The sequence below is a fragment of the Rhodobacter sp. NSM genome, from assembly GCF_052244495.1.
GTDB lineage: Bacteria > Pseudomonadota > Alphaproteobacteria > Rhodobacterales > Rhodobacteraceae > Cereibacter_A.
On sequence record NZ_JBQPXH010000001.1, the window covers coordinates 91741 to 116376 of the forward strand.

Here is a 24636-nt window from a genome sequence, read left to right on the forward strand (position 1 = left end):
GCGGAAGGGAAGGGAGGAACGCAGCCCCTCGCCCGCGGTGCGGGGGGCTGCCGCGCGGTCGCGGGTGCGCCGTGCCTCAGTTGCCGAGGCTGTGAAGCGCGAGGAAGATCGCCGCCGACAGCAGGGCGGTCGCGGGCACGGTCACGACCCAGGCCGCCCCGATCGTCAGGAAATGTGCGCGGCGGACGAGCTTGCGGCGCTTGCGTTCCTCGGGCGGCAAGGGCTTGCCCTTGATCAGGCCGAGGGCGCGGCTGCGGCGCTCGGCCTGCCATTCGCGGTAGAAGCCCACGCCGAAGATGCCGCCCACGGCGATGTGGGTGGACGAGACCGGCAGGCCCAGAGCCGATGCCACGATGACCGTGATCGCCGCCGACAGCGCCACGCAATAGGCGCGCATCGGGTTCAGCTTGGTGATCTCGGATCCGACCATGCGGATCAGCTTCGGCCCGAACAGCACGAGGCCGAAGGAGATGCCGCCCGCACCGATGATCATGACCCAGAGCGGGATCGCGACCTTGGCGGCCATGTCGCCGGCCGAGACGACATGCACGATCGCCGCGAGCGGGCCCACCGCATTGGCCACGTCGTTCGCGCCATGCGCGAAGGAGAGAAGGGCCGCGGAGACCACCAGAGGCAGGCCGAAGAGCTTCTTCAGCGACTTCTTCCGGTTCTCCAGCCCCTCGGACTGGCGCCGCACCAGCGGACGGGTGAGGAAGACCGTGACGAGGCCCGTGCCGAGACCGATCAGCAGGGCTGTCGGAAGATCGACATCCATGACCTTGCGCAGGCCCTTCAGCGCCAGATAGGCCGAGAAGGCGGCCGCCATCACTCCGATCAGCAGCGGCACCCAGAAGCGGGCGGCGGCGATCTTGTCCGCGGCGTCGATCAGCCTGTGCTTGATGAAGGCGAGGAAAAGGGCTGCGAAGACGCCGCCCAGCACGGGCGAGATCACCCAGCTGGCCGCGATCTGGCCCATGACCGGCCAGTTCACCGCCGCCATGCCCGCGGCCGCGATGCCCGCGCCCATGACGCCGCCCACGATGGAATGGGTGGTCGAGACCGGCGCGCCTATCGCGGTCGCCACGTTCAGCCAGACGGCGGCCGCGATCAGCGCGGCCATCATGGCCCAGACGAAGATCCCCGCCTCCGCGACCGAGGCCGGATCCACGATCCCGCCCGAGATCGTGCTGACCACGTCCCCGCCCGCGATGAGGGCGCCTGCCGTCTCGAAGACGGCGGCGATGGCCAGGGCGCCGGTCATCGTCAGCGCATTGGCGCCCACGGCCGGACCCATGTTGTTGGCCACGTCGTTCGCGCCGATGTTCAGCGCCATGTAGGCACCGAAGGCCGCGGCCGCGACGATGACCAGCGCGTTCGGCGTGCCGCCCACGATGACCGAGGCGGCGACGCCCGCCAGCACGATGAAGACGAGCGCCACCCCGAGCGAGAGCAGCGGACGGCCGACGAACTGCCCGGCCTGCTCGAGCTGGACGATCCGTTTGAGGTCCTTATCGAGGGTCTTCCACTGGTTGATCGAGGGACGCGCTTCGTCGGGCGATGCCGTCGTTCCGGCAGGTCGGATCGGTGGGAGGGTCATTCCTGGCCTGTCATTAAACCTTCGCGCGGCGGAGGTAGCCTCTCTGCGCCCTTCGGGCAATCCGATTCCGACCGGAGGACCAGTCTCCGGCGGCATCCAAAAGTCAGGTTTCCCTCAGATCCGTTGGAGCTTTACGGGCTCGGTCCGGCCCAGGCGCAGGAAATGTGCCATGAAAGGCTTCATGGTATCCTCGGCACGGGTGGCGGCATAGAGCCGCTTCGTCACCGTCTCGGGGCCGAGTGGCCGGGTGACGAAATCCGCGTGGCTTCGGATGTCGCGCAGCACCCAGTCCGGCAGGACCGCCACCCCCCGATTCGATGCGACCAGCATCAGGATCACCGCCGTCAGCTCGACCTGCCGGGTGCCGCGCGGCTCGACCTTCGCCGGCGTCAGCACCTCGGTGAACACGTCCAGCCGGTCGCGCGAGACCGGATAGGTGATGAGCATCTGGTCGCGGAAATCCTCGGCCGAGATGAAGGGTTTCTCGGACAGCGGGTTCGCGGCGGCGGCCACGAAGGTCGGGTGATAGTCGAAGAGCGGGTTGAAGGTCATGCCCTCGACCGTGACCGGATCCGAGGAGATCACGAGGTCGACCTCCTCCCGCATGAGTGCGGGCAGCGCCTCGAAGGCGAGGCCTGCGCGGATGTCCACGTCGATCTCGGGCCAGGCGTGGCGGAAGAGCTCCAGCACCGGGAACAGCCATTCGAAACATGCATGGCATTCAATGGCGATATGCAGTCTTCCGGTCCGGCCCGAGCGCAGCGCGCGGAACTCGTCCTCGAGCGCGTCGATCTCGGGCAGGATGCGTTCGGCCAGCCGCAGCATCCGGATGCCGGCAGCCGACAGCTTCAAGGGCTTGGAACGCCTGACGAAAAGCTCGATGCCTGCCTGGTCTTCAAGGCCCTTCACCTGATGCGACAGGGCCGACTGGGTCATGTTCAGCATGTCGGCCGCACGCGCCAGACCTCCCGCCTGATGGATCGCGCGAATGGTGCGCAGGTGGCGGAGTTCGAGGTGCATGTTACAAATCGCCTCATATTGATCTTGAGCATTATGAATTTGTCTCACATGGCCGATGCTGCCACAAGAGAGGCAAGGAACAGGAGACAGTCCCATGGCCAGACCGCGCATCTCGTTCGAGTTCTTCCCGCCGCAGACGCTCGAGGCGTCCTTCCGGCTGTGGGAGACGGCGCAGATGCTGGCGCCGTTGCAGCCCGACTTCGTGTCGGTGACCTACGGTGCGGGCGGAACCACGCGCAAGCTGACCCATGACGCGGTCGAGACGATCCACAACCATTACAAGCTGAATGTTGCGGCGCATCTGACCTGCGTCGATGCAACGAAGGCCGAGACGCTCGAGATCGCAAACTCCTATGCCGAGGCGGGCGTGACCGAGATCGTGGCGCTGCGCGGCGATGCGCCGAAGGGCGCCGACCGGTTCACGCCGCATCCGGAGGGCTTCGCGAGTTCGGTCGAGCTGGTCGAGGCGCTGGCGGCGACGGGGCGCTTCACGCTCCGCGTGGGCGCCTATCCCGAGCCGCATCCCGATGCGGCCGACACGCTCGCCGACGTGCGCTGGCTCAAGCGCAAGATCGAGGCCGGGGCGACCTCCGCCATCACGCAGTTCTTCTTCGAGGCCGAGACCTTCCTGCGCTTCCGCGACCTCTGTGCGAAGGAGGGGATCACCGCGCCGATCATCCCGGGCATCCTGCCGATCGAGAACTGGTCCGGCGTGAAGAAATTCGCCGCCCGCTGCGGCGCCCGGGTGCCGAACTGGCTGGACGAGGCCTTCGACCACGCAAAGCGCGACGACCGCGAGGAGATCTTCTCGGTCGCCCTCTGCACCGAGCTCTGCGACCGGCTGCTGTCGGAAGGGGTGGAGGATCTGCATTTCTATACGCTGAACCGCCCGACGCTGACCCGCGAAGTCTGCCATGCCTTGGGCATCCTGCCCGAAGTGGCGCTGCAGAACGTCGCCTGACCCGTTGCGCCTCAGGCCGGAAATGCCGACGCCCGGGATGTCCCGGGCGTCGGCATTTCATATTCGTGCAAACCTGCGTCCCATGCCTGCGGGCAGTGCCCGACCCTGAGCGTCGCGCCACAGGTCGGGCGAGGGCGCCGGTCCCGAGCCTCGGGAAGGGGCCGAAGCGCCTGCCTCAGCTACGCGAGAGCAGCGTGCCGGGCCGAACCTGCGCCAGACCTTGCGTCACCAGCGCGGCGATCGCGGTCTTCAGCAGGTCGCCTGCGAGGAAGGGCGTCAACAGCAGCGCCGCTTCGGGCAGGGTCTTTCCCAGTTTCAGCGCCATGCCGACCACGCCGAAACCGTAGAGCACCACGATGCCGCCGAGGATCGCGCCCACGAAGGATGCCACCGAGACCGGGGCCGAGCGCCATTTCTCGACCACGAGGCCGGTCACCAGGGCTGCGAAGGGAAAGCCCACCACGAAGCCCGCCGTCGGGCCGGCGAGAACGCCGATCCCGCCGCGGCCGCCCGACAGGAGCGGGAGACCCAGGAAGACGAGAACGAGGAACAGGATCACCGCCAGTGCGCCACGGCGGGCCCCCAGCACGGTGCCGCAGAGCATCACACCCAGCGACTGCGCCGTGACCGGCACGCCGGACATGAGCGTGATCTGCGGCACGAGCCCCAGCACGGCGATCAGCGCCGCGAAGAGCGCGATCAGGGTTACATTGCGTTCCATGGCATTCTCTCCCTACAAGCCACCTCGGGCGCGCAGGGCTTCGGCGACCTGATCGGCGTCGTCGAGCGCACCGAGCGCAAGCGGAACGACGATCCTCCAGGAGGGGCGCCGCGGGCTCCGCGCACGCCAGGCCTCCGCCAGCCGCTCTGCACGCGCAAGTAGCACCGGCGTGAAGCGGATGACAAGAGCCATGGAGACGGCCAGCACATGCGGCTGAAGGCCGACGCGCCGCAAGGGCCGCACCAGACGCTCGAGAACCGCGATCATCGCGTCGAGGCGCGTGGTCATCGTGACGAGATTGGCGAGCGCGACCGCGATCAGCAGCTTGAGCGCGACGCCTGCGCCCGAGGCGATCTCGCCCGTCCAGCCGTGCCAGACCGCAAGGATGACGAGAAAGGGCCAGAGTGGTCGCAGCATCCGCAGCCCGTGCCGCGCGAAGTCCCGCCCCTGCGCAAGGTAGAGCGCCACGACGAGGGTCGCCGCCACGCCGATCGCAGGCAGTTCCCGAAGCGGCGCGAGAGCCATTGCCGCCAGCGCCAGAGCGGCGAGTTTCGCGCCTGCGGGCAGGCGGTGGAGCCGCGTCTCAACAGGGGAGGTCAGCGTCAGCATCGAGGTCTCCGAGGCGCTCCATCTCGGCCCGGAAGGCGGCGGTGACATCGCCCGCCTGTCCGTCGGCCCGCACCCGTCCGCCGTCGAGCCAGATCACCCGATCGCAACCCGCCACGACCTCCGGATCATGGCTGATCGTGACCAGCCGCTGCGGAAGCCCCGCCAGACGTCGCGAAAGGCGGATCTGCGTCGGCAGATCGAGGCCCGAGAAGGGCTCGTCGAGCAGGATGGTCCGCGGTTCCATCGCAAGGACCGAGAGGAGGCAGAGGAATTGTTTCTGGCCCTGCGACAGAGTCGAGACCGGCGCTGCCGCCCAATGACTGCGCCCCTGCGCCGCCAGAACGGCCCGTGCCAGGCTGCGTGCCTCCTCGGCGCAGCGGCCGGCCTGTTTCAGGCCGAAGGACAGCTCCTCCTCGACCGTGGGGAAGATGATCTGATGCTCGGGGTTCTGGAAGAGGATGCCGACGGCCGCCAGCATCCTGCGCCGGTCCGAGGCGGCGTCCATGCCCTCGACCGTCACGCGGCCCCTGCCGGGTGCGATCAGCCCGGCCATCAGCCGCAGGAGCGTGGTCTTGCCCGAGCCGTTCTGCCCGAGGATGCCAATTCTCCGCTCGGTCAGGTGCAACGTGATGTCCGACAGGATGGACCGCTCTCCCGCTGCGTAGGAGGCGCGGTCGAGCCGGATGCCGGTGTCGGAAGAAGGGTGCTGCATGCGCGCCTCATATCCCCGGCGCAAGCGACTGCCAAGCCGCGAGAGGATCCGGAGGGCAGCGGATCGCGGCCGCATGGCCGCGTCTAGGCTGGAGTGCCGTCTCGCCCGCCACTTAGCGCAGAGCAGAGGAACGCACCGATCGGAGAATGTGCCGGGCTGGCTCTTCGGGCGGACCGGCGGGTGCCGCTCGCGGCGGGCGGTTCGGCGGGCTCCCGATGCACGGCCTCGGGAGCCCGCCGGTGCGATCTTCAGTGTCCGCGCGCGGCGGCGACCGAGGCTTCGAGAATCTCCATCGCCTCGGCGAAATGCGGCTCGGGGATGGTGATGGGGGCAAGGAAGCGGATCACGTTGCCGTAGACCCCGCAGGTGAGCAGGATCAGTCCGCGTTTCAGGGCTTCCTCGCGGACGCGGTTGGTGAAGGCCGCATCGGGTTCCTTCGACGCCGGATTCGCGAATTCCGCCGCCACCATAAAGCCCGGGCCGCGGATGTCGGTGATCTCAGGCGTGGTGGAGCGGATCGACTCGAGCTTCTGCTTGAGCCGGCTGCCCAGCTCGTTGGCACGGTTGCAGAGGTCTTCCTCCTCGATCACGTCGAGCACCGCATGGGCCGCGGCCACGCCTAGCGGGTTGCCGCCGTAGGTGCCGCCGAGGCCCCCCGGATGCGCCGCGTCCATGATCTCGGCGCGGCCTGTCACCGCGGCGATGGGAAGACCGCCGCCGAGGCCCTTGGCCATGGTGGTCAGGTCCGGGGCGACGTCGTAGCCGTGCATGGCGAAGAGCGTGCCGGTGCGGGCGAAGCCGGTCTGGACCTCGTCGGCGATCATCACGATGCCATGCTCATCGCAGAGCGCGCGGATCGCGCGGACGAGATCCTTCGGCGCCGGGTAGAAGCCGCCTTCGCCCTGCACCGGCTCGAAGATGATCGCGGCGACCCGCTTCGGGTCGAGATCGGCCTTGAAGAGCTTGGTGATGCCCTCCAGCGCATCGGCGGTCGAGATGCCGTGCACGTCCTGCGGGAAGGGCACGTGGAAGACCTCGGGCATCATCGGGCCGAAGCCCTTCTTGTAGGGCTCGACCTTGCCGGTGAGGGTCATGGTCATGAAGGTCCGGCCGTGGAAGCCGCCGCCGAAGGCGATGACCGCCGAGCGCCCGGTGTGGATGCGCGCGATCTTGATCGCGTTCTCGACCGATTCGGCGCCCGTGGTCACGAAGATCGTCTTCTTGGCGAAGTCGCCGGGCGCCGCGGCGTTCAGCCGCTCGGCAAGGCGGATGTAGTTCTCGTAGGGCAGGACCTGGTGGCAGGTATGGGTGAAACGGCCCATCTGCTCGGTCACGGCCGCCATCACCTTCGGATGGCAGTGGCCGGTGTTCACGACGGCGATGCCTGCCGCGAAGTCGATATAGCGGCGGCCCTCGATGTCCCAGATCTCGGCGTTCAGCGCCCGATCGGCATAGATCTGGGTCTGCATCCCCACGCCACGGGACACGGCTTCGTCGCGGCGGCGACTGACATCGGCGTTCAGCATCACTGGCTCCATCATGGCCCGAAAGGGGCGGATCGGACCCTGCTTGGACCGGAGCAGGCGACATTTCAATCCAGTCTGCGACAGGTCCGGGTCAAACTCCGGCCCGTTCGGGTGAAAGTCGTCACCCGCTGTTCACCTGCCGTTAACCATTCGCCGTCAGGGTCGGGCGCTGGTCCCAGCAGAGGCAGCCATGCGACAGGCGGCACAGAACACGTCCTCTCCCTTTCCCGACCGCGAGCGGGTGGACCGGCTGCGGCTGATCCGATCGCGTCGGGTAGGGCCCGCGACATACCGGCGCCTGATGGCCGAGCATGGCAGCGCCACGCTCGCGCTCGAGGCGCTGCCCGCGGTCGCCGCCGCCGCGGGGATCGAGGGCTACGAGGCCTGTCCCGTGCCGGTTGCCCTGAAGGAGATGGCGGCCGGTCGCGCACAGGGCGCAACGATGATCTGCGAGGACGAACCCGGATATCCCTCGGCACTCGCCGACCTCGGCGATGCGCCGCCGATCCTCTGGGTTCAGGGGGATGCCGGGCTGCTGGCGCGGCCGATGGTGGCGCTGGTGGGCGCGCGGAACGCCTCGAGCCTCGGGCTCCGGATGACGCGGAAGCTGGCCACCGCATTGGGCGAGGCCGGCTATGTCGTGGTCTCCGGCCTCGCCCGCGGGATCGACGCCGAGGCGCACGAAGCCTCCCTGCTGCGCGGGACGGTGGCAGTGCAGGCGGGCGGGGTGGACGTGATCTACCCGTCCGAGAATGCCGCTTTGGCCGCGCGGATCGTGGCGCAGGGCTGCCGCGTCTCCGAGCAGCCGATGGGCCTCGTGCCGCAGGCCCGCCACTTCCCGCTGCGCAACCGCATCGTCTCGGGCCTTGCCCGCGCGGTGGTGGTGGTCGAGGCCGCGGCGCGGTCCGGCAGCCTCATCACCGCACGCGACGCGCTCGACCAGGGGCGGGAGGTGCTGGCCGTGCCGGGCCATCCGTTCGATCCGCGCGGGGCGGGCTGCAACCAGCTGATCCGCGACGGGGCCACGCTCGTGCGTCATGCGGACGACGTGATCGAGGCGATCGGCACGGTTCGTGTCGATGCCCCGCGACCGGCCGCACGCCTTGAGCCGCAACCCGACCCGCCGCGCCGCCCGCTCTGCGAGATCGCCGCTGTCCACAACCTGATCCTCGACCGGCTCGGTCCGGTGCCGGTGCCCGAGGACCAGCTCATCCGTGACCTCTCGCTGCCCGCGGGCCGCGTCGCGCAGGAGCTTGTGACCCTCGAACTCGACGGCCGCATCCGACGGGATCCGGGGGGGCTGGTCTCGCGCCCGGTATGAAGGGCCGCCCCAGCCGCGCATTGACATTGGGCCGCGATCCCCCACATGGTGCCGCGCCATCCGAGGGTCGCAGGGCAACAAGAGGTTTCCATGGCTGTCGTCGTCGTCGAAAGCCCGGCCAAGGCCAAAACAATCAACAAGTATCTGGGCTCCGACTATACGGTTCTGGCCTCCTATGGGCATGTCCGCGACCTGCCGGCCAAGGATGGATCGGTCGATCCCGAGCATGAATTTGCCATGACCTGGGAGGTGGCGGCCGAGTCGAAGAAGCACGTCCGCGCCATCGTCGAGGCGCTGAAGAGCGACGACACCCTGATCCTCGCCACCGACCCTGACCGCGAGGGCGAGGCGATTTCGTGGCACCTGCAGGAGGCCCTGGCCTCGTCCTTGAAGAAGGGCAAGACCGTCCGCCGCGTGACCTTCAACGCGATCACCAAATCGGCGGTGACCGAGGCGATGAAGGCCCCGCGCGAGGTCGATACCGCGCTGGTCGAGGCCTATCTGGCCCGCCGCGCGCTGGATTATCTGGTGGGCTTCACGCTCTCGCCGGTGCTCTGGCGGAAGCTGCCGGGGGCGAAGTCCGCAGGCCGGGTGCAATCGGTCTGCCTGCGGCTGATCGTCGAGCGCGAGATGGAGATCGAGGCCTTCCGCGCCCGCGAATTCTGGACCGTCTCGGCCGTTCTCGTCACGCCGCGGGGGCAGGAGTTCGAGGCCCGCCTGACCGTGCTCGGCGGCAGGAAGCTCGACAAGTTCGACCTGCCCACCGCCGAAGCGGCCGAGCTGGCCGTGCAGGCCGTGACGTCGCGCCCGCTCAAGGTCGCCTCGGTCGAGGCCAAGCCCGCGAGCCGCAACCCCTCCGCCCCCTTCATGACCTCGACCCTCCAGCAGGAGGCGTCGCGCAAGTTCGGCATGGGCGCGAAACAGTGCATGTCGGCGGCGCAGCGGCTCTACGAGGCGGGCCACATCACCTACATGCGGACAGATGGCATCGACATGGCCCCCGAGGCCGTGATGGCCGCGCGCGACGAGATCAAGCGGCGCTTCGGGGCGGATTACGTCCCCGACAGCCCGCGCATGTACAAGAACAAGGCCAAGAACGCACAGGAAGCGCACGAGTGCATCCGGCCGACTGACATGTCGGCCTCGCCCGAGAAGCTGGGGCTGACCGATGCCGACCAGCGCAAGCTCTACGAGCTGATCTGGAAGCGGACGCTGGCGAGCCAGATGGCAGCGGCCCGGCTGGAACGGACCACCGTCGAGATCGCGAGCCCGGACGGGCAGGTGGGCCTGCGCGCGACCGGGCAGGTCGTGCTGTTCGACGGCTTCCTCAAGGTCTACGAGGAGGGGCGCGACGACCGCGGCGAGGGCGACGAGGACGAGGGCCGCCTGCCGCAGATCATGGCGAACGAGGCGGTGGAGAAGCGGAGCATCACGCCCGAGCAGCACCATACCCAGCCGCCGCCGCGCTACACCGAGGCCACGCTGGTCAAGCGCATGGAAGAGCTGGGGATCGGTCGCCCCTCGACCTATGCCAGCATCGTCTCGACGATCCAGGATCGTGAATATGTCCGCAAGGAAAAGAACCGCCTGATTCCCGAGGACAAGGGGCGGCTGGTGACGGCCTTCCTCGCCAACTTCTTCCGCAAGTATGTCGAATACGATTTCACGGCCGATCTGGAAGGCGAGCTTGACGATGTGTCGGCGGGCGAGCGCGACTACAAGGAGGTGCTCGCGCGCTTCTGGCGCGACTTCTCGGCCGCGGTGGCCGAAACGGCCGACCTGCGCATCGGCGAGGTGCTGGAGAAGCTCGACGAGTTCCTCGCGCCCCATCTCTATCCGCCGCGGCCGGACGGTTCCGACCCGCGGATCTGCCCGACCTGCGGGACAGGTCGCCTGCACCTGAAGACGGCGCGCGGCGGCGGGGCCTTCATCGGCTGCGGCAATTATCCCGAATGCCGTTACACGCGACCGATCTCGGTTACGGGCGACGAGGACAGCGCCATCTCGCCCGATGGCAAGCTTCTGGGCCATGACGAGGACGGCCAGCCGATCTCGCTGCGCTCGGGCCGGTTCGGGCCTTACGTGCAGAGAGGCGAGGCTACCGAGGAGGTGCCGAAGCCCCCGCGGGCAAGCCTGCCGAAGGGATGGGCACCCGATGCCGTGGATCTCGACCGCGCGCTGATGCTTCTGAACCTGCCGCGGCTCGTCGGAAGCCACCCCGAAGACGGCCAGCCGGTCGAGGCCGCCATCGGCCGCTACGGGCCCTACGTCAAGCATGGCTCGACCTATGCGAACCTGCCGGACGTGGAGGAAGTCTTCACCATCGGCATGAACCGCGCGGTCGAGGTGCTGGCGCAGAAGGCTGCCGGCCGCCGCGGCGCCTCGGCCCCGGCGCAGCCGATCAAGGAACTGGGCGAGCATCCCGACGGCGGGATCCTGGCGGTCATGCCCGGCCGCTACGGGCCCTACGTCAAGTGGGGCAAGGTGAACGCGACGCTGCCCAAGGGAGTGGAGCCCGAGGCGCTCACCTTCGACGAGGCGCTGGCCCTCGTGGCCGAGAAGGCGGGCAAGAGCCCGAAGAAGAAGGCCCCGGCGAAGAAGGCCGCGAAGGCCGGGGAGGCCGAGACGAAGAAGGCCGCGCCGAGGAAGGCCGCACCCAAGAAGGCCACGGCGAAGAAGGCTGCCACGAAGTCTCCTGCGAAGAAGAAGACGGCGCCGGATACCGACGCCGCCTGACGGGATTTGCCTGCGCGGGGCTCAGACGGTTCCGCGCGGGTCGATCAGCCGGCCCATGACGGCCTCAGGGCGGATCGTGCCGATCACCGATCCGCTCTCGACCACGGCGAGTTCTCCCGCACCGTCGCGCAGCATCTCCATCACCGTGCGCACCGTGCATTCAGCGCTGACGCTCTGCCCGGCGGCAGAGGGACCGGCCTCCATCACGTCCCGAGCGGTCAGCACGCCCAGCGGGTTCATGTGGGCCACGAAATCGGCCACGTAGTCCGACACCGGATTGGCGATGATCTCGCGCGCGGTGCCGCACTGGACGATGCGTCCGCCTTCCATCAGCGCGATGCGGTTGCCGATCTTGAAGGCCTCGTCGAGGTCGTGGCTCACGAAGATGATCGTGCGCTTGAGCTTGCGCTGCAGGTCCAGAAGCTCGTCCTGCAGCCGCGAGCGGATCAGCGGATCGAGCGCCGAGAAGGGCTCGTCCATCAGCAGGATCGGCGCCTGAGTCACGAAGGCGCGGGCAAGGCCCACGCGCTGCTGCATCCCGCCCGACAGCTCGCCCACCTTCCGGTCGGCCCAGGCCGAGAGGTTGACAAGGGTCAACTGCTCGTCCACCAGCGCCCGCCGGTCCTTCGGCGACATGCCCGCCATCTCGAGGCCGAGGCCCACATTGTCGCGCACGGTCCGCCATGGCAGCAGGCCGAACTGCTGGAACACCATGGCGATCCGGCTGAGGCGCAGCCGGCGCAGGTCGGCCGGCGTGGCATGCGTCACCGACACCATCCGGTCTCCGTCCGAGACACGCACCTCTCCCCGCACCACGGGGTTGAGCCCGTTCACGCCGCGCAGGAGCGTGGACTTGCCCGAGCCGGAGAGGCCCATGAGCACGAGGATTTCGCCCTCGGCCACGGTGAGCGAGCAGTCGTGCACGCCGAGCACCTGGCCGGTCTCGGCCTGCACCTCGGATCGGCTCTGCCCGCGGTCCATCAGCGGCAGGGCCCGTTGCGGATGATCGCCGAAGACGATCGAGACCCGGTCGAATTCCACTGCAGTCATTTGCGGGTCACCCTCAGCATGCGGTCCAGGACGATCGCCACGACGACGATGATGAAACCCGATTCAAACCCGAGCGCGGTGTTGACGGTGTTGAGCGCCCGCACCACCGGCACCCCGAGTCCGTTTGCCCCCACGAGCGCCGCGATGACGACCATCGAAAGCGAGAGCATGATGGTCTGGTTCAGCCCGGTCATGATCTGGGGAAAGGCATAGGGAAGCTCGACCTTCCACAGCCGCTGGCGCGGCGTGGCGCCGAAGGCGGTGGCGGCCTCCTTCAGCGCCATAGGTGTCGATGAGATGCCCAGATGCGTGAGCCTGATCGGCGCGGGCAGCACGAAGATCACCGTGGCGATCAGGCCGGGCACCATCCCGAGGCCGAAGAAGACGATCGCCGGGATCAGGTAGACGAAGGTCGGCAGGGTCTGCATCAGGTCGAGCACCGGGCTCATCGCCTGATAGAGCCGTGGGCGGTGGGCGGCGGCGATGCCGAGCGGCACGCCGATCGCCATGCAGGTGACGCAGGCCAGGAGGATCAGCGTCAGGCTCTGCATCGTCTCGTCCCAGTAGCCCTGGTTCAGGATGAAGGCGAAGCCCACCACGGTCAGAAGCGTCACGCGCCAGTTGCGCTGGAGGTACCAGCCGATGGCGGCGAGGATGGCGATGACCAGCAGCGGTGGCGCCACGTCCAGCACGCCCAGCATGGCGTCGATCACCGCCTGCATCATGCGGCTGATCAGGTCGAAGAACGGACCGCCGTTCGAATTGAGCCAGTCGAAGATCATCTTCGACCAGCGGCCGACAGGCAACTTGTGATCGGTCAGCCAGTCGAGCATGCGCACCCCGCCAGTTGTGTATCAATAGACAGCGGGGCCCGCAGCGGCGTGCGGCGGACCCCCTTGGAACCCGCGCCTCGGATCCTCTGACCCCGGAGCGCGTCGGATGCATGCATCAGAGACCGAGCGCCTCCTTGACCACCGGCAGGCCTTCCTCGCCCTCCACCGTGGTCACGCCGGCCAGCCAGGGATCGACGGTCTCGGGATGAGCCTTGAGCCATTCGAGCACGGCCGTGTCGGGCTCCATGCCGTCGTCGAGGATCTTGCCCATGATCTCGTTCTCCATGGGCAGCGTGAACGTCTGCTGCGACAGCAGCTTCGCCACGTTCGGGCACGCTTCCTTGAAGCCCTTGCGCGCCACGGTCTTGACCACGCCTTCCTCGCCGAAGAAGTCCTCGCCGCCCGGCAGGTAGTTGAGCGAGAAGGTGGCATTCATCGGGTGGGGCTCCCAGCCGAGGAAGGCCACGCCCTTCTCCTGCGGGTAGAAGCGGGCGACCTGCGCCAGCATCCCCTGCTCGGAGCTCTGGACGATCTCGAAGCCCTCGAGCGGCTTGCCGGCTTCGGTCAGGCTGATGAGGTATTCGTTGCCCTCGTTGCCCGGCTCGATGCCGTAGATCTTGCCGTCGAGCTCGTCCTTGAACTTGGCGATGTCGGAATAGCTCTTGAGACCCTTGTCGTAGAGATAGGCCGGCACGGCGAGCGTGTATTTCGTGCCTTTGAGGTTCGTCGTGATCTCCTCGATCGAGCCTTTCTCGAGATAGGGGCCGATCGCGCCTTCCTGCGCCGGCAGCCAGGTGCCGAGGAACACGTCCACATCGCCCTTGTCCATCGAGGCATAGGTGACCGGCACGCCGAGGATGTCGACCTCGACCTCGTAGCCGAGCGCCTCGAGGATCTGGCGGGTGGCCGAAGTGGTGACGGTGATGTCGGTCCAGCCGACGTCGGAGAAGGTCACCTCGCGGCACTGGTCCTGCGCGAGGGCAGGCCCGGCGAGGGCCAGAATCGAAGCGGCGGCCAGCAGGGCCTGTCGGATGGGCGTCATGGTGTCTCCCTGTTTTTTGTTGATTGACGAGTCAATAAACTTCACGATAGCTCGGCTTGGCAACCACAAAATCAGGTATTCTGCACATGCCGAAACTCGGTATGGAGCCTATCCGAAAGGCCGCGCTCGTCAAAGCCACGATCGTCGAGATCGGCCGGGTGGGGTCGCTCGACGTGACGGTGAGCCAGATCGCCAAGCGCGCGGGCATGTCCTCGGCGCTTGCGCACCACTACTTCGGTGGAAAGGAAGCGCTTTTCCTTGCGGCGATGCGTCACGTCCTGTCGCTCTACGGGGCCGAGGTGCGAGGGGCGCTGCTGGGGGCCACGACACCCGTCGCCCGGATCACGGCGATCCTGCAGGCCTCGTTCTCGGCCACGAACTTCCGGCGCGAAGTGGTGGGGGCGTGGCTCAATTTCTACGTTCTAGCCCAGACCGTGCCCGAAGCGAAGAGGCTTCTGGCGATCTACCAGCGCCGTCTGCGGTCGAATCTCCTCGTCGGGCTGCGGCCGCTGGCCGGAGAGCGGGCCGGAGACCTTGCCGACGGTCTTGGCGCGCTGATCGACGGCCTCTACCTGCGCGAGGTGCTGAAGGAGGGCCCGCCCGACAGCGTGGCCGCCGTCGCCTGCGCCCGCGCCTATCTGAATGCCCATCTGAAGGAATGTCCCCTGTGAGAGCCCAGCCCGCCGCCAGCCATTTCGTCGACGGTCGTCCGCTGGAGGATGCCGCGGGCGTGCCGATCCCGGTGATCTTCCCGGCCACCGGCGAAGAGATCGCGCGCCTTCACGAGGCCACGCCCGCGGTGATCGAGGCGGCCCTTGCCTCCGGCGCGCGGGCGCAAGCGGATTGGGCCGCCCTGCGGCCCGTGGAACGCGCACGCATCCTGCGCCGCGCCTCCGATCTGATCCGCGAGCGCAACGAGGAGTTGAGCGTGCTCGAGACGCTCGATACCGGCAAGCCGCTGCAGGAGACGCTGGTCGCCGACTGGGCCTCGGGGGCGGATGCGCTGGAGTTCTTTGCGGGGCTCGCGCCCGCCGTCACCGGCGAAACCGTGCCGCTGGGTCAGGATTTCGTCTATACGATCCGCGAGCCGCTGGGCCTCTGCGTCGGCATCGGCGCCTGGAACTACCCGAGCCAGATCGCCTGCTGGAAGGCCGCGCCCGCGCTCGCGCTCGGCAATGCGATGGTGTTCAAGCCCTCGGAAGTCACGCCGCTCGGCGCGCTGAAGCTGGCCGAGATCCTGATCGAGGCGGGCCTGCCGCCGGGGCTTTTCAACGTGGTGCAGGGGCGCGGCGGGGTAGGGGCGGCGCTCGTCACCGACCCGCGGGTGGCCAAGGTCTCGCTCACGGGCTCGGTGCCAACGGGCCGGCGCGTCTATGCCGCCGCGGCCGAGGGCGTGCGCCATGTCACGATGGAACTCGGCGGCAAGTCGCCGCTCATCGTCTTCGACGATGCCGATCTCGACAGCGCCATCGGCGCGGCGATGCTGGGCAACTTCTATTCGGCGGGCCAGATCTGCTCGAACGGGACGCGGGTCTTCGTGCAGAAGGGCATCAAGGAGGCGTTCCTTTCCCGCCTTGCCGAGCGGGCCGATGCGATCCGCATGGGCGATCCGCTCGATCCCGAGGTGCAGATGGGGCCGCTCGTCTCGCAGGCGCAGCTCGAGAAGGTGCTGGGCTATATTGGAAAGGCCCGCGCCGAGGGCGGCCGCCTCGTCTGCGGCGGCGAGGCCTCGGTCAGCCCGGGCTGCTACGTCCAGCCCACGGTCTTCGCCGATGTGACGGACGCCATGACGCTGGCGCGCGAGGAGGTGTTCGGCCCGGTGATGGCGGTGCTCGACTTCGAGACCGAGGAGGAGGCCATCGCGCGGGCGAATGCCACCGACTTCGGCCTCGCCGCGGGAGTGTTCACGGCGGATCTCACGCGTGCGCACCGGGTGGTGGCGAAGCTCCAGGCCGGGACCTGCTGGATCAACGCCTACAATCTGACCCCGGTCGAGGCGCCCTTCGGCGGGGTGAAGATGTCGGGCGTCGGCCGCGAGAACGGTCGCGCGGCCGTCGAGCACTACACGCAGGTCAAGTCGGTCTACGTCGGCATGGGGCCGGTGGACGCCCCCTACTGAGGACGCGCAATGGTCGATTACGTTATCGTCGGCGCCGGTTCGGCCGGCTGCGCCATGGCTTATCGTCTCGGCGAGGCGGGCCGCTCGGTGCTGGTCATCGAGCATGGCGGCACGGATGCCGGGCCCTTCATCCAGATGCCCGCCGCGCTCTCCTATCCGATGAACATGGGGATCTACGACTGGGGCCTGAAGACCGAGCCCGAGCCGCATCTGGACGGAAGGGTGCTGGCCACGCCGCGCGGCAAGGTGATCGGCGGCTCGTCCTCGATCAACGGCATGGTCTATGTGCGCGGCCATGCACGCGACTTCGATCACTGGGCCGAGAGCGGCGCCACCGGCTGGGGCTTTGCCGATGTGCTGCCCTATTTCAAGCGGATGGAGAACTGGCACGTCCCGGGCGACGTCGAGTGGCGGGGCCATGACGGTCCGGTGCATGTCACGCGCGGCCCGCGCTCCAACCCCCTCTTCAACGCCTTCATCGAGGCGGGGCGACAGGCGGGCTATCCGGTGACCGACGACTACAACGGCGCGGCGCAGGAAGGCTTCGGCCCGATGGAGGCCACGATCTGGCAAGGGCGCCGCTGGTCGGCCGCGAATGCCTACCTCAAGCCCGCCATGAAGAAGTTCGGCGTCAAGGTCACGCGCGCCCTCGCCCTGCGCGTGGTGATCGAGGAGGGCCGGGCGGTCGGCGTCGAGGTGCAGCGCCGTGGGAGCCGCGAGGTGATCCGGGCGGGCCGCGAGGTGATCCTCGCCGCCTCCTCGCTCAACACGCCGAAGCTCCTGATGCTGTCCGGCGTCGGTCCCGCCGCGCATCTGGCCGAGCACGGGATCCCGGTCGTGGCCGACCGGCCGGGCGTCGGCCAGAACCTCCAGGACCATCTGGAGGTCTACATGCAATACGCGAGCCTCCAGCCCGTGACGCTCTTCAAGCACTGGAACCTGAGAGGAAAGGTCAGCATCGGCGCCCAGTGGCTCTTTACCGGGCGCGGGCTCGGCGCCTCGAACCAGTTCGAGGCCTGCGCCTTCATCCGCTCGAAGCCGGGGGTGGACTACCCGGACATCCAGTATCACTTCCTGCCCATCGCCGTGCGCTACGACGGGAAGGCGGCCGCCGAGGGCCACGGCTTCCAGGTCCATGTCGGGCCGATGCGCTCGCCCTCGCGCGGGTCGGTCACGCTGCGCTCGGCCGATCCCGAGGCGCCGCCGGTCATCCGCTTCAACTACATGTCCACCGAGGAGGACTGGGACGACTTCCGCCGCTGCGTCCGCCTCACGCGCGAGATCTTCGGGCAGGAGGCGTTCCGTCCCTTCGTCCGGCACGAGATTCAGCCGGGGCCGGCCTGCTCGTCGGATGAAGAGATCGACGCCTTCATCCGCGAGCATGTGGAGAGCGCCTATCATCCCTGCGGGACGGCGCGGATCGGGCGGGCGGACGATCCGCTTGCCGTGGTCGATCCGGAATGCCGGGTGATCGGGGTCGAGGGGCTGCGTGTCGCCGACAGCTCGATCTTTCCGCGGGTGACGAACGGCAACCTGAACGGCCCGTCGATGATGGTGGGCGAGAAGGCAGCCGACCACATCCTCGGCCGCACGCCGCTTGCGCCGCTGAACCTCGAGCCGGTGGTCAACACGGCGTGGCGCACGGCGCAGCGCTGAGGCGCAGCTCGGTGCCGTGTCGGCCGCGGCCCGGACACGTTGTTCAGGCCGCGTCGCGAGGAGGCCTCTGCCCGTGCTGCGGTGATGTCGTCAGCGGCGCGAAAGGGCTGTCGCACAGGCCGTGCTGACGAAGGCCGGCGTGTTGCATGCGTTAACTCTATCTTAACCCTTCGTTAACTTCTGGCTTGCTTTCCGGTGCGTGGCGTCGGATTTCTGGCGGATGTTAAGACTTCGTTCGCTTCTCGTTCTTTTTCTCCTCATTCCCTTGCAGCTGCCCGCCGCCTCCCTGGAAGGGCGGGTTCGCGTCATCGATGGCGACACGCTCGAGATCGAAGGCGTCCGCGTGCGCCTGTTCGGCATCGACGCGCCGGAGCGCGGACAGACCTGCGGTGAGCGGGATCGGGTCTGGCCCTGCGGCGACTGGGCCACCGAGCGCCTCGAACTGCTGCTCGACGGTGCCGCGGTGCGCTGCGAGGGCGATGAACGTGATCGATACGGGCGGCTGGTCGCCACCTGCGAGGTGGAGGGCGAGGACGTCGGCGCCCACATGGTCCGCGCGGGCGCAGCGCTCGCCTATCGCCGCTATTCCGCCCGCTACGCAAGCGAGGAGGCGCGGGCGGAGTCGGCGCGCCTCGGCGTCTGGTCCGGACCGATGAAGCGCCCGGAGGAGTATCGCCACGCGACACCCGCGGCCCCGCGCGCATCGGCCTGCGCGATCAAGGGCAACATCTCGAGCAACGGGCGGATCTACCACGTTCCCGGTCAGGCGGACTATGACCGGACCGTCGTGTCGAAACCGGGCGAACGCTGGTTCTGTTCGGCCGCCGAGGCCGAGTCTGCCGGCTTCCGCCCGGCGAGGCGCTGACATTGATCCGCATCAATGCAGAAAAAGAATCTCCGACATAGCCTTTTCTTAACGAAACCAAGAGGGAGCACGGCATGATCCACACCCCGCACGAGCTGATGGCGGATCTTCCGGACGTGACCGGGACGAGTGGCACCCTCAGGAATTCCGACCCGCATTTCGCGCGTCCTGTCTGGAAAGAACGCGGCTGAGCCTCGTGGTTCGCAGGGTCCGATAGCGGACCGCACGACCCGGGCACGCACCGGAAGAGGATCGCGCCATGAGCGCGTGCATATGTGACGCTTCGCAGGCCGCCAGGCGGCGGCTCGCTAATCGACAATCTCGTAAGGCAACAAGCCTCGCCTGTCGGGGTCCACCCGAAGGCGCTTTTCCAGCGGCGGCACAGACCGCTGGTGGCACTCCTGCCGGTCACAGATCCGGCAGGAGATGCCGATCGGCTCGAAGCTCCCCTTCAGATCCAACCCGTCCGCATAGACCAGCGCATCCGCTTGCTGCACCTCGCAGCCGAGTCCGATGGCGTAACGGCGCACGGGTGCGGTGAAGGACCCTCCGGGCTTCGACACCTCTCGCGCCAGCAGCAGATAGCGCACGCCGTCCGGCGTCTGGGCGAGCTGGCGCAGGAACCGTCCCGGCGTCTCGAAGGCACGGTGCACGTTCCAGAGCGGGCAGGCGCCGCCGAAGCGCGCGAACTGGAAGCGCGTGGCCGAGTGGCGCTTGGTGATCGTGCCCGCCTGATCCACCCGGACAAAGAAGAAGGGCACGCCCTTTGCCCCCGGCCGCTGCAAGGTCGAGAGCCGGTGCGCCACCTGCTCGATCGAGGCGCCGAACATGTCGGCCAGTCGTTCCAGATCGTGCCGCGTCTCGGCCGCGGCCTGCAGGAACGGCCGGTAGGGCAGCAGCGCCGCCCCGGCAAAATAGTTGGCGAGCCCGATCTTCGCGATATCGCGCGCTTCGGGCGTCTGGAACCGGGCGAGGTCGAGCGTCGCCTCGAGCAGGTCGTTCTGCGTCAGCAGCGCCACCTGATGCAGGAGCTGGAACCGCTGTGTCGGCGCCGCCGCACGGGACGAGAGCCGAAGCGCGTTCCCCTCGCGGCTGCGGATCACGGGCATGTCCAAGATCTGCAGGTCGAGCCCCGCCCGCGCGAGCGTCTCCATCGCCGCGGAAAAGACGTCCCGCCGGGCCCCTCCGGGCGCCGCGTAATGCTCCGCGGCCCGGTCGACGGCGTCGATGTAGTTGTCGCAATAGTGAAAGAAGTCGCGCACCTCCTCCCAGGGCGAGGGGCGCAGGTCGGCCTCGTCGCGCCCCAGCGCCTCGTCGAGCGAGGCCAGCCGCTCGTGTGTCTGGCGGTAGGCACGGTGCAGGTCGAGGAAGGCCCTTGCAAGGCCGGGCGCGTTCGAGGCCACGAGCCGCAGGTCCGCCAAGGGCGGGCTGTCGGTGAATATCGGATCCGCCAGCGCCTCGCGCATGTCCGTGACGATCCGCTCGGCTTCGGAGGTCGTGAGCTTGGTCACGTCCACCCCGAACTCCTGCGCGAGCGCAAGGACCACTGTCGCCGAGACGGGACGGTGGTTGTTCTCCATCTGGTTCAGGTAGGGCAGCGAGGCGCCGAGTCGCTCGGCAAAGACCTTCTGCGTCAGGCCGAGCTGCATGCGCAGCTCGCGCAGCTTCGCCCCGACATAGAGTTTCTGCGCCATGCACGCCTCCCTTTGCAAAGCCGGTATCGCCTTTGCAAAGGGTGCGCGTCAACCGGTGCGTCAGCCGGGCAGGCCGATGGCGCGGCTGCGCCGGATCACGGCGACGATGGCCAAGATCGAGGCGAGGCCCGAGGCCAGCATGATGACGATCAGCGGCATCTCTCCGCTGGCGGGGGTCAGCACCGCGCCGGCCAGCGCCGCGAGGGCGGCACCTCCGCCGATCATGATGGCCCCGCCCAGCCCCGAGGCGGTGCCGGCGAGTTGCGGATGGATCGAGAGCATGCCGGCGTTGGCATTCGGCAGGACCATCCCGTTGCCGAGGCCCACGGCGGTCATCATGCCGAAGAAGAAGGCGGGGTGGTGAAGCCCGGCCAGCGTGCCCAGCATGAGGATGCCGAGGCCTCCCGCCGTGGCGATCGATCCCCAAAGAACCATGCGGTTCATCCCCATCCGGATCGAGTAGCGCCCGGAAAGGAAGTTGCCCGCGGCATAGCCGATGGCCGGGGCCGAAAAGTAGATGCCGACCTGTGACGAGGTGAGGTGGAAGATCTCGGTTCCCACGAAGGGAGCGCCACCGAGATAGGCGAAGAAGCAGCCCGAGGCGAAGGCCGCGCAGAGCACGTAACCCCAGAACCGGCGCGAGCTGAGAAGCGCCGGATACTGCCGCAGCTGTGCCGCGAAGCTGACAGGGCGGATCTCGGACGTCTCGCCCAGATCGGCCCAGACAAGGACGGCGACCACCACGCCAAGCACGAGAAGCAGGGCGAAATTCGCCTGCCAGCCGAAGACCTCGTCGAGCACGCCGCCGATCACGGGCCCGATCATCGGCACCAGCGACATTCCCATCGTGACATAGCCGATCATCGAGGCCGCCTGCTCGTCCGGCACCATGTCCCGCACCACGGCGCGGCTGAGAACGAGGCCCGTCGCGATGATCGCCTGAGCCATGCGGAACACGAGGAAGAGTTCGGCCGTGGGCGCGACGAGCGTGCCCACGGTCGCTGCGAGGAAGAGGCCAAGCGACCAGAGGATCACGCTCCGCCGTCCGAACCGGTCCGAGATCGGCCCGATCACGACCTGCAGCGCCGCGCTGAGGCCGAGATAGAGCGCGACCGACAACTGCAGGAGCTGATAGGGCGCGTCGAACCATTCGGCCATGCCGGGCAGGGAAGGCAGGAAGATGTTCATCGACAGGGCGGCGAGCCCGGTCAGCATCACCAGCGTGAGGATGTGGGGTGGCGACTGGCGGTCGAGGAAACGGGGCGGGCTGAGGAAGGTCATCGCCGAGAGTTAGGCCGGCTGCGACAGACTGTCCATCAGCTCCAGCGATGGAAGATGAAGAAAGCGCCGAGCCCGATGAAGGCGAAGCCGAGGAGGTGATTCCAGTGCAGCGGCTCCTTCAGCCAGAGCACCGAGAAGGCCGCGAAGACGACAAGCGTGATGACCTCCTGGATGGTCTTGAGTTCGGCCGCTGAAAAATGCCCGTGACCGATCCGGTTCGCCGGCACCTGCAGCAGATACTCGAAGAAGGCGATGCCCCAGCTCGCAAGGATCACGACGAGAAGCGGCGCGGTCTTGAACTTCAGGTGCCCGTACCAGGCGAAGGTCATGAAGATGTTCGACGCGAGAAGAAGGCCGACCGTGGTCAGCGGCACCGGAAACGAGAGCATGAGGGGCCTATATAGCAGGTTTGCGATTTGCAGATCAGGTTTGCAAAGAGATTTGCAAATATCCCGAAATTTTCTTTCGCCCGGAAGGGCTCCTGACTATGGTGCGCCAAAATTCGGGGGGCAAGATCATGAAAGACATTCTCCAGGAACTTGAAGACCGTCGTGCGATCGCTCGCGCCGGTGGCGGCCAGCGCCGGGTCGAGGCCCAGCACAAGCGCGGCAAGCTGACGGCGCGCGAGCGGATCGAGCTTCTGCTCGACGAAGGTTCGTTCGAGGAATTCGACATGTTCGTGCGCCACCGCTGCACGGATTTCGGCATGCAGGACGACCGCCCTGCGGGCGACGGCGTCGTGACCGGCTGGGGCACGATCAACGGCCGCATGGTCTATGTCTTCAGCCAGGACTTCACCGTGTTCGGTGGCTCGCTGTCGGAAACCCACGCGCAGAAGATCTGCAAGATCATGGACATGGCGATGCAGAACGGCGCGCCGGTGATCGGGCTGAACGACTCGGGCGGTGCGCGCATCCAGGAGGGTGTTGCCTCGCTCGCCGGCTACGCCGACGTGTTCCAGCGCAACATCATGGCCTCGGGCGTGATCCCGCAGATCTCGGTGATCATGGGGCCCTGCGCCGGCGGCGCGGTCTATTCGCCCGCCATGACCGACTTCATCTTCATGGTGAAGGACACCTCCTACATGTTCGTCACCGGCCCTGACGTGGTGAAGACCGTGACGAACGAGGTGGTGACGGCCGAGGAACTCGGCGGCGCCTCCACCCATACGAAGAAATCCTCGGTGGCCGACGGCGCCTTCGAGAACGACGTCGAGGCGCTCTACGAGATCCGTCGCCTCTTCGACTTCCTGCCGCTGTCGAACCGGACGCCCGCCCCGACGCGCCCGTTCTTCGACGACGTCGCCCGCGTCGAGGAGAGCCTCGACACGCTGATCCCCGACAACCCGAACCAGCCCTACGACATGAAGGAGCTGATCCTCAAGATCTCGGACGAGGGCGACTTCTACGAGATCCAGAAGGATTACGCGGCCAACATCATCACCGGCTTCATCCGCCTCGAGGGGCAGACGGTCGGCGTGGTGGCGAACCAGCCGATGGTCTTGGCGGGCTGCCTCGACATCGACTCGAGCCGCAAGGCCGCACGCTTCGTCCGCTTCTGCGATGCCTTCAACATCCCGATCCTGACGCTCGTCGACGTGCCGGGCTTCCTGCCGGGGACGGGCCAGGAATATGGCGGCGTCATCAAGCACGGCGCGAAGCTGCTGTTCGCCTATGGCGAGGCAACGGTGCCGAAGGTCACGGTGATCACCCGGAAGGCCTATGGCGGTGCCTATGACGTGATGGCGTCCAAGCACCTGCGCGGCGACTTCAACTATGCCTGGCCCACGGCCGAAATCGCCGTGATGGGCGCCAAGGGCGCGACCGAGATCCTCTACCGCTCGGAACTGGGCGACAAGGAGAAGATCGCCGCCCGGACGAAGGAATACGAGGACCGCTTCGCCAACCCCTTCGTGGCGGCCGAGCGCGGCTTCATCGACGAGGTGATCATGCCGCATTCGACCCGCCGGAGGGTGTCGAAGGCCTTCGCGAGCCTGCGGAACAAGAAACTCGCCAACCCGTGGAAGAAGCACGATAACATCCCCCTCTGACCAGCAGGAGGAGGGGAGATGAGGCACGCCGTGGACAATGGAGCGGTGCCGCTAGGCGCCGCGCGGGGGAAAGCAGGGAAGGCTTCCCGCGCAGCGTTGCAGGTCGTGCCCTTGCGGGCGGAGTGCGGGGCATGACGGAGACGGATCCCATCCCCGTCCCTTCGGGCCAGGAGGTGACGCTTCTGGACACGATCTGGAACGAGCCCGGCCCGGCGGGCCTCACGTTCCGCTTCCGTTTCCTTGCTCCGGCCATCGCGGCCGGCGGAGAGATCGACTACGACATGGCCTACGCCGACATGCTTGCCCTCTGCGAGACCTATGTGCTGCCGCGCGTGGCCGACATCCTGCCCGCGCCGGAACAGGTCATCGTTTCTCTCTCGGACCGGCCTCTTCCCTTCGGCGAGGCCGACCCGGAGGCGGTGCAATTCTTCGAGGCCTTCAGTATTCAGGACGGCCACTGCATCTTGGAGGCGTTCTGATGGCAATACCATCTATTGTGGTCTCTCCCCGCATTTCGGGGATGGCTGATGTAGAAGAGTCACAGGGCAAGGCTTTGAAACGCACGATGTGTCAATCGCTTGGGGGATCAGATACGATGCTGGACGACCGAACCCAAGCGGTCTATGCCTCGCAGGAAGTCCACGCAGCGGAGGGTTCCACTGCGTCGGCTTGCAATAAAAAATGGAGTAGAGGATGTCGAAGAGCACTGTTGTTTTCGCGCTGTGCATCGTGGCTTTCGTGGCCGCCTGCGCGAAGAAAGAAGAAACCGTTTACGTGGAGCAACCGGCCGTCACGACTGAGCCGGTCTACACGGGCAAGTACAAGTAACCTGCCCGGGCGGGC

22 protein-coding genes are annotated in these 24636 nt (G+C 67.6%); 10 read left to right on the forward strand and 12 right to left on the reverse strand.

The window, feature by feature from the left end; genetic code table 11:
• Nucleotides 1–76: 76 nt before the first annotated feature.
• The gene (locus ACTVZP_RS00410; RefSeq protein WP_443210087.1) at nt 77–1597 is read right to left on the reverse strand and encodes an inorganic phosphate transporter; all 1521 of its coding nucleotides are present in this window, start codon (nt 1595–1597) and stop codon (nt 77–79) included.
• 114 nt (nt 1598–1711) lie between these two features.
• Nucleotides 1712–2617 carry a LysR substrate-binding domain-containing protein gene (locus ACTVZP_RS00415; protein ID WP_443210088.1) on the reverse strand — a complete coding sequence of 302 codons (906 nt, stop codon included), beginning with the start codon at nt 2615–2617 and terminating at the stop codon, nt 1712–1714.
• Between the two features lie 94 nt (nt 2618–2711).
• Here ACTVZP_RS00415 and metF point away from each other — a divergent pair, with 94 nt between their 5' ends.
• A complete protein-coding gene (metF, locus tag ACTVZP_RS00420) occupies nt 2712–3578 on the forward strand; it encodes a methylenetetrahydrofolate reductase [NAD(P)H] (protein WP_443210089.1) in 867 nt (288 codons plus the stop codon).
• A gap of 175 nt (nt 3579–3753) precedes the next feature.
• Here the strand turns inward: metF and ACTVZP_RS00425 are convergent, their stop codons facing one another.
• From ACTVZP_RS00425 to ACTVZP_RS00440, 4 genes are all read right to left on the reverse strand, one after another.
• Nucleotides 3754–4299, reverse strand: coding sequence for a biotin transporter BioY (locus ACTVZP_RS00425; protein WP_443210090.1), 546 nt, complete (start codon nt 4297–4299; stop codon nt 3754–3756).
• 12 nt (nt 4300–4311) lie between these two features.
• Nucleotides 4312–4908 carry an energy-coupling factor transporter transmembrane component T gene (locus ACTVZP_RS00430; RefSeq protein WP_443210091.1) on the reverse strand — a complete coding sequence of 199 codons (597 nt, stop codon included), beginning with the start codon at nt 4906–4908 and terminating at the stop codon, nt 4312–4314.
• The gene (locus ACTVZP_RS00435) at nt 4883–5620 is read right to left on the reverse strand and encodes an energy-coupling factor ABC transporter ATP-binding protein (protein ID WP_443210092.1); all 738 of its coding nucleotides are present in this window, start codon (nt 5618–5620) and stop codon (nt 4883–4885) included. Before ACTVZP_RS00435 ends, ACTVZP_RS00430 begins: the two co-directional genes overlap by 26 nt.
• A 248-nt stretch (nt 5621–5868) precedes the next feature.
• Entirely contained in the window at nt 5869–7146 is a 1278-nt protein-coding gene (locus ACTVZP_RS00440; protein WP_443210093.1) for a 4-aminobutyrate--2-oxoglutarate transaminase, read from the reverse strand.
• Nucleotides 7147–7336: 190 nt separating this feature from the next.
• Between ACTVZP_RS00440 and dprA the strand changes: the two genes are divergently transcribed.
• Complete coding sequence (gene dprA / locus ACTVZP_RS00445; RefSeq protein WP_443210094.1) at nt 7337–8467, forward strand: DNA-processing protein DprA; 1131 nt, start codon at nt 7337–7339, stop codon at nt 8465–8467.
• A gap of 90 nt (nt 8468–8557) precedes the next feature.
• Nucleotides 8558–11203 (forward strand): type I DNA topoisomerase, encoded by a 2646-nt coding sequence (gene topA / locus ACTVZP_RS00450; RefSeq protein ID WP_443210095.1) that lies wholly within the window; start codon nt 8558–8560, stop codon nt 11201–11203.
• A 21-nt stretch (nt 11204–11224) separates the two neighbouring features.
• Here topA and choV read toward each other — a convergent pair whose 3' ends face one another.
• From choV to choX, 3 genes are all read right to left on the reverse strand, one after another.
• Nucleotides 11225–12253, reverse strand: coding sequence for a choline ABC transporter ATP-binding protein (gene choV / locus ACTVZP_RS00455; protein ID WP_443210096.1), 1029 nt, complete (start codon nt 12251–12253; stop codon nt 11225–11227).
• Nucleotides 12250–13086, reverse strand: a complete 837-nt coding sequence (gene choW / locus ACTVZP_RS00460) for a choline ABC transporter permease subunit (RefSeq protein ID WP_443210097.1) — start codon at nt 13084–13086, stop codon at nt 12250–12252. The genes choV and choW overlap by 4 nt, the downstream gene beginning before the upstream one ends.
• 115 nt (nt 13087–13201) lie before the next feature.
• A complete protein-coding gene (gene choX / locus ACTVZP_RS00465; RefSeq protein WP_443210098.1) occupies nt 13202–14128 on the reverse strand; it encodes a choline ABC transporter substrate-binding protein in 927 nt (308 codons plus the stop codon).
• Between the two features lie 86 nt (nt 14129–14214).
• On the opposite strand from choX, the gene betI reads away from it, so the two are divergent.
• From betI to ACTVZP_RS00485, 4 genes are all read left to right on the forward strand, one after another.
• On the forward strand, nt 14215–14799 hold the full coding sequence (betI, locus tag ACTVZP_RS00470) for a choline-binding transcriptional repressor BetI (RefSeq protein ID WP_443210099.1): 585 nt from the start codon (nt 14215–14217) through the stop codon (nt 14797–14799).
• Nucleotides 14796–16247, forward strand: a complete 1452-nt coding sequence (gene betB, locus ACTVZP_RS00475; protein WP_443210100.1) for a betaine-aldehyde dehydrogenase — start codon at nt 14796–14798, stop codon at nt 16245–16247. Before betI ends, betB begins: the two co-directional genes overlap by 4 nt.
• 9 nt (nt 16248–16256) lie before the next feature.
• Nucleotides 16257–17903, forward strand: a complete 1647-nt coding sequence (gene betA, locus ACTVZP_RS00480; RefSeq protein WP_443210101.1) for a choline dehydrogenase — start codon at nt 16257–16259, stop codon at nt 17901–17903.
• A 220-nt stretch (nt 17904–18123) separates the two neighbouring features.
• Entirely contained in the window at nt 18124–18768 is a 645-nt protein-coding gene (locus tag ACTVZP_RS00485) for a thermonuclease family protein (RefSeq protein WP_443210102.1), read from the forward strand.
• A 308-nt stretch (nt 18769–19076) separates the two neighbouring features.
• On the opposite strand, the gene pccR is transcribed toward ACTVZP_RS00485, so the two are convergent.
• Genes pccR through ACTVZP_RS00500 form a run of 3 tightly spaced genes read right to left on the reverse strand, consistent with a single transcriptional unit; the run spans nt 19077 to nt 22132 of the window.
• Entirely contained in the window at nt 19077–20462 is a 1386-nt protein-coding gene (gene pccR, locus ACTVZP_RS00490; RefSeq protein ID WP_443210104.1) for a propionyl-CoA assimilation transcriptional regulator PccR, read from the reverse strand.
• A 60-nt stretch (nt 20463–20522) separates the two neighbouring features.
• On the reverse strand, nt 20523–21743 hold the full coding sequence (locus tag ACTVZP_RS00495) for a multidrug effflux MFS transporter (RefSeq protein ID WP_443210105.1): 1221 nt from the start codon (nt 21741–21743) through the stop codon (nt 20523–20525).
• A gap of 35 nt (nt 21744–21778) precedes the next feature.
• Nucleotides 21779–22132 (reverse strand): DMT family protein, encoded by a 354-nt coding sequence (locus ACTVZP_RS00500; protein ID WP_443210106.1) that lies wholly within the window; start codon nt 22130–22132, stop codon nt 21779–21781.
• Between the two features lie 128 nt (nt 22133–22260).
• Here ACTVZP_RS00500 and ACTVZP_RS00505 point away from each other — a divergent pair, with 128 nt between their 5' ends.
• From ACTVZP_RS00505 to ACTVZP_RS00515, 3 genes are all read left to right on the forward strand, one after another.
• Complete coding sequence (locus ACTVZP_RS00505) at nt 22261–23793, forward strand: acyl-CoA carboxylase subunit beta (RefSeq protein ID WP_443210107.1); 1533 nt, start codon at nt 22261–22263, stop codon at nt 23791–23793.
• Between the two features lie 131 nt (nt 23794–23924).
• Nucleotides 23925–24272 (forward strand): DUF6497 family protein, encoded by a 348-nt coding sequence (locus ACTVZP_RS00510; protein WP_443210108.1) that lies wholly within the window; start codon nt 23925–23927, stop codon nt 24270–24272.
• A gap of 214 nt (nt 24273–24486) precedes the next feature.
• Complete coding sequence (locus ACTVZP_RS00515) at nt 24487–24621, forward strand: hypothetical protein (protein WP_443210109.1); 135 nt, start codon at nt 24487–24489, stop codon at nt 24619–24621.
• Nucleotides 24622–24636 lie beyond the last annotated feature (15 nt).

Bases quoted from the DNA above. Each gene is read 5' to 3' on its own strand.
- ACTVZP_RS00425 (WP_443210090.1), bottom strand. From the start codon at position 4,299: ATGGAACGCAATGTAACCCTGATCGCGCTCTTCGCGGCGCTGATCGCC.
- betA (WP_443210101.1), top strand. From the start codon at position 16,257: ATGGTCGATTACGTTATCGTCGGCGCCGGTTCGGCCGGCTGCGCCATG.
- ACTVZP_RS00430 (WP_443210091.1), bottom strand. From the start codon at position 4,908: ATGCTGACGCTGACCTCCCCTGTTGAGACGCGGCTCCACCGCCTGCCC.
- metF (WP_443210089.1), top strand. From the start codon at position 2,712: ATGGCCAGACCGCGCATCTCGTTCGAGTTCTTCCCGCCGCAGACGCTC.
- ACTVZP_RS00410 (WP_443210087.1), bottom strand. From the start codon at position 1,597: ATGACCCTCCCACCGATCCGACCTGCCGGAACGACGGCATCGCCCGAC.
- pccR (WP_443210104.1), bottom strand. From the start codon at position 20,462: ATGGCGCAGAAACTCTATGTCGGGGCGAAGCTGCGCGAGCTGCGCATG.
- topA (WP_443210095.1), top strand. From the start codon at position 8,558: ATGGCTGTCGTCGTCGTCGAAAGCCCGGCCAAGGCCAAAACAATCAAC.
- betI (WP_443210099.1), top strand. From the start codon at position 14,215: ATGCCGAAACTCGGTATGGAGCCTATCCGAAAGGCCGCGCTCGTCAAA.
- ACTVZP_RS00440 (WP_443210093.1), bottom strand. From the start codon at position 7,146: ATGCTGAACGCCGATGTCAGTCGCCGCCGCGACGAAGCCGTGTCCCGT.
- choX (WP_443210098.1), bottom strand. From the start codon at position 14,128: ATGACGCCCATCCGACAGGCCCTGCTGGCCGCCGCTTCGATTCTGGCC.
- ACTVZP_RS00510 (WP_443210108.1), top strand. From the start codon at position 23,925: ATGACGGAGACGGATCCCATCCCCGTCCCTTCGGGCCAGGAGGTGACG.
- ACTVZP_RS00505 (WP_443210107.1), top strand. From the start codon at position 22,261: ATGAAAGACATTCTCCAGGAACTTGAAGACCGTCGTGCGATCGCTCGC.
- ACTVZP_RS00495 (WP_443210105.1), bottom strand. From the start codon at position 21,743: ATGACCTTCCTCAGCCCGCCCCGTTTCCTCGACCGCCAGTCGCCACCC.
- dprA (WP_443210094.1), top strand. From the start codon at position 7,337: ATGCGACAGGCGGCACAGAACACGTCCTCTCCCTTTCCCGACCGCGAG.
- choW (WP_443210097.1), bottom strand. From the start codon at position 13,086: ATGCTCGACTGGCTGACCGATCACAAGTTGCCTGTCGGCCGCTGGTCG.
- ACTVZP_RS00515 (WP_443210109.1), top strand. From the start codon at position 24,487: ATGTCGAAGAGCACTGTTGTTTTCGCGCTGTGCATCGTGGCTTTCGTG.
- choV (WP_443210096.1), bottom strand. From the start codon at position 12,253: ATGACTGCAGTGGAATTCGACCGGGTCTCGATCGTCTTCGGCGATCAT.
- ACTVZP_RS00435 (WP_443210092.1), bottom strand. From the start codon at position 5,620: ATGCAGCACCCTTCTTCCGACACCGGCATCCGGCTCGACCGCGCCTCC.
- ACTVZP_RS00485 (WP_443210102.1), top strand. From the start codon at position 18,124: ATGTTAAGACTTCGTTCGCTTCTCGTTCTTTTTCTCCTCATTCCCTTG.
- ACTVZP_RS00500 (WP_443210106.1), bottom strand. From the start codon at position 22,132: ATGCTCTCGTTTCCGGTGCCGCTGACCACGGTCGGCCTTCTTCTCGCG.
- ACTVZP_RS00415 (WP_443210088.1), bottom strand. From the start codon at position 2,617: ATGCACCTCGAACTCCGCCACCTGCGCACCATTCGCGCGATCCATCAG.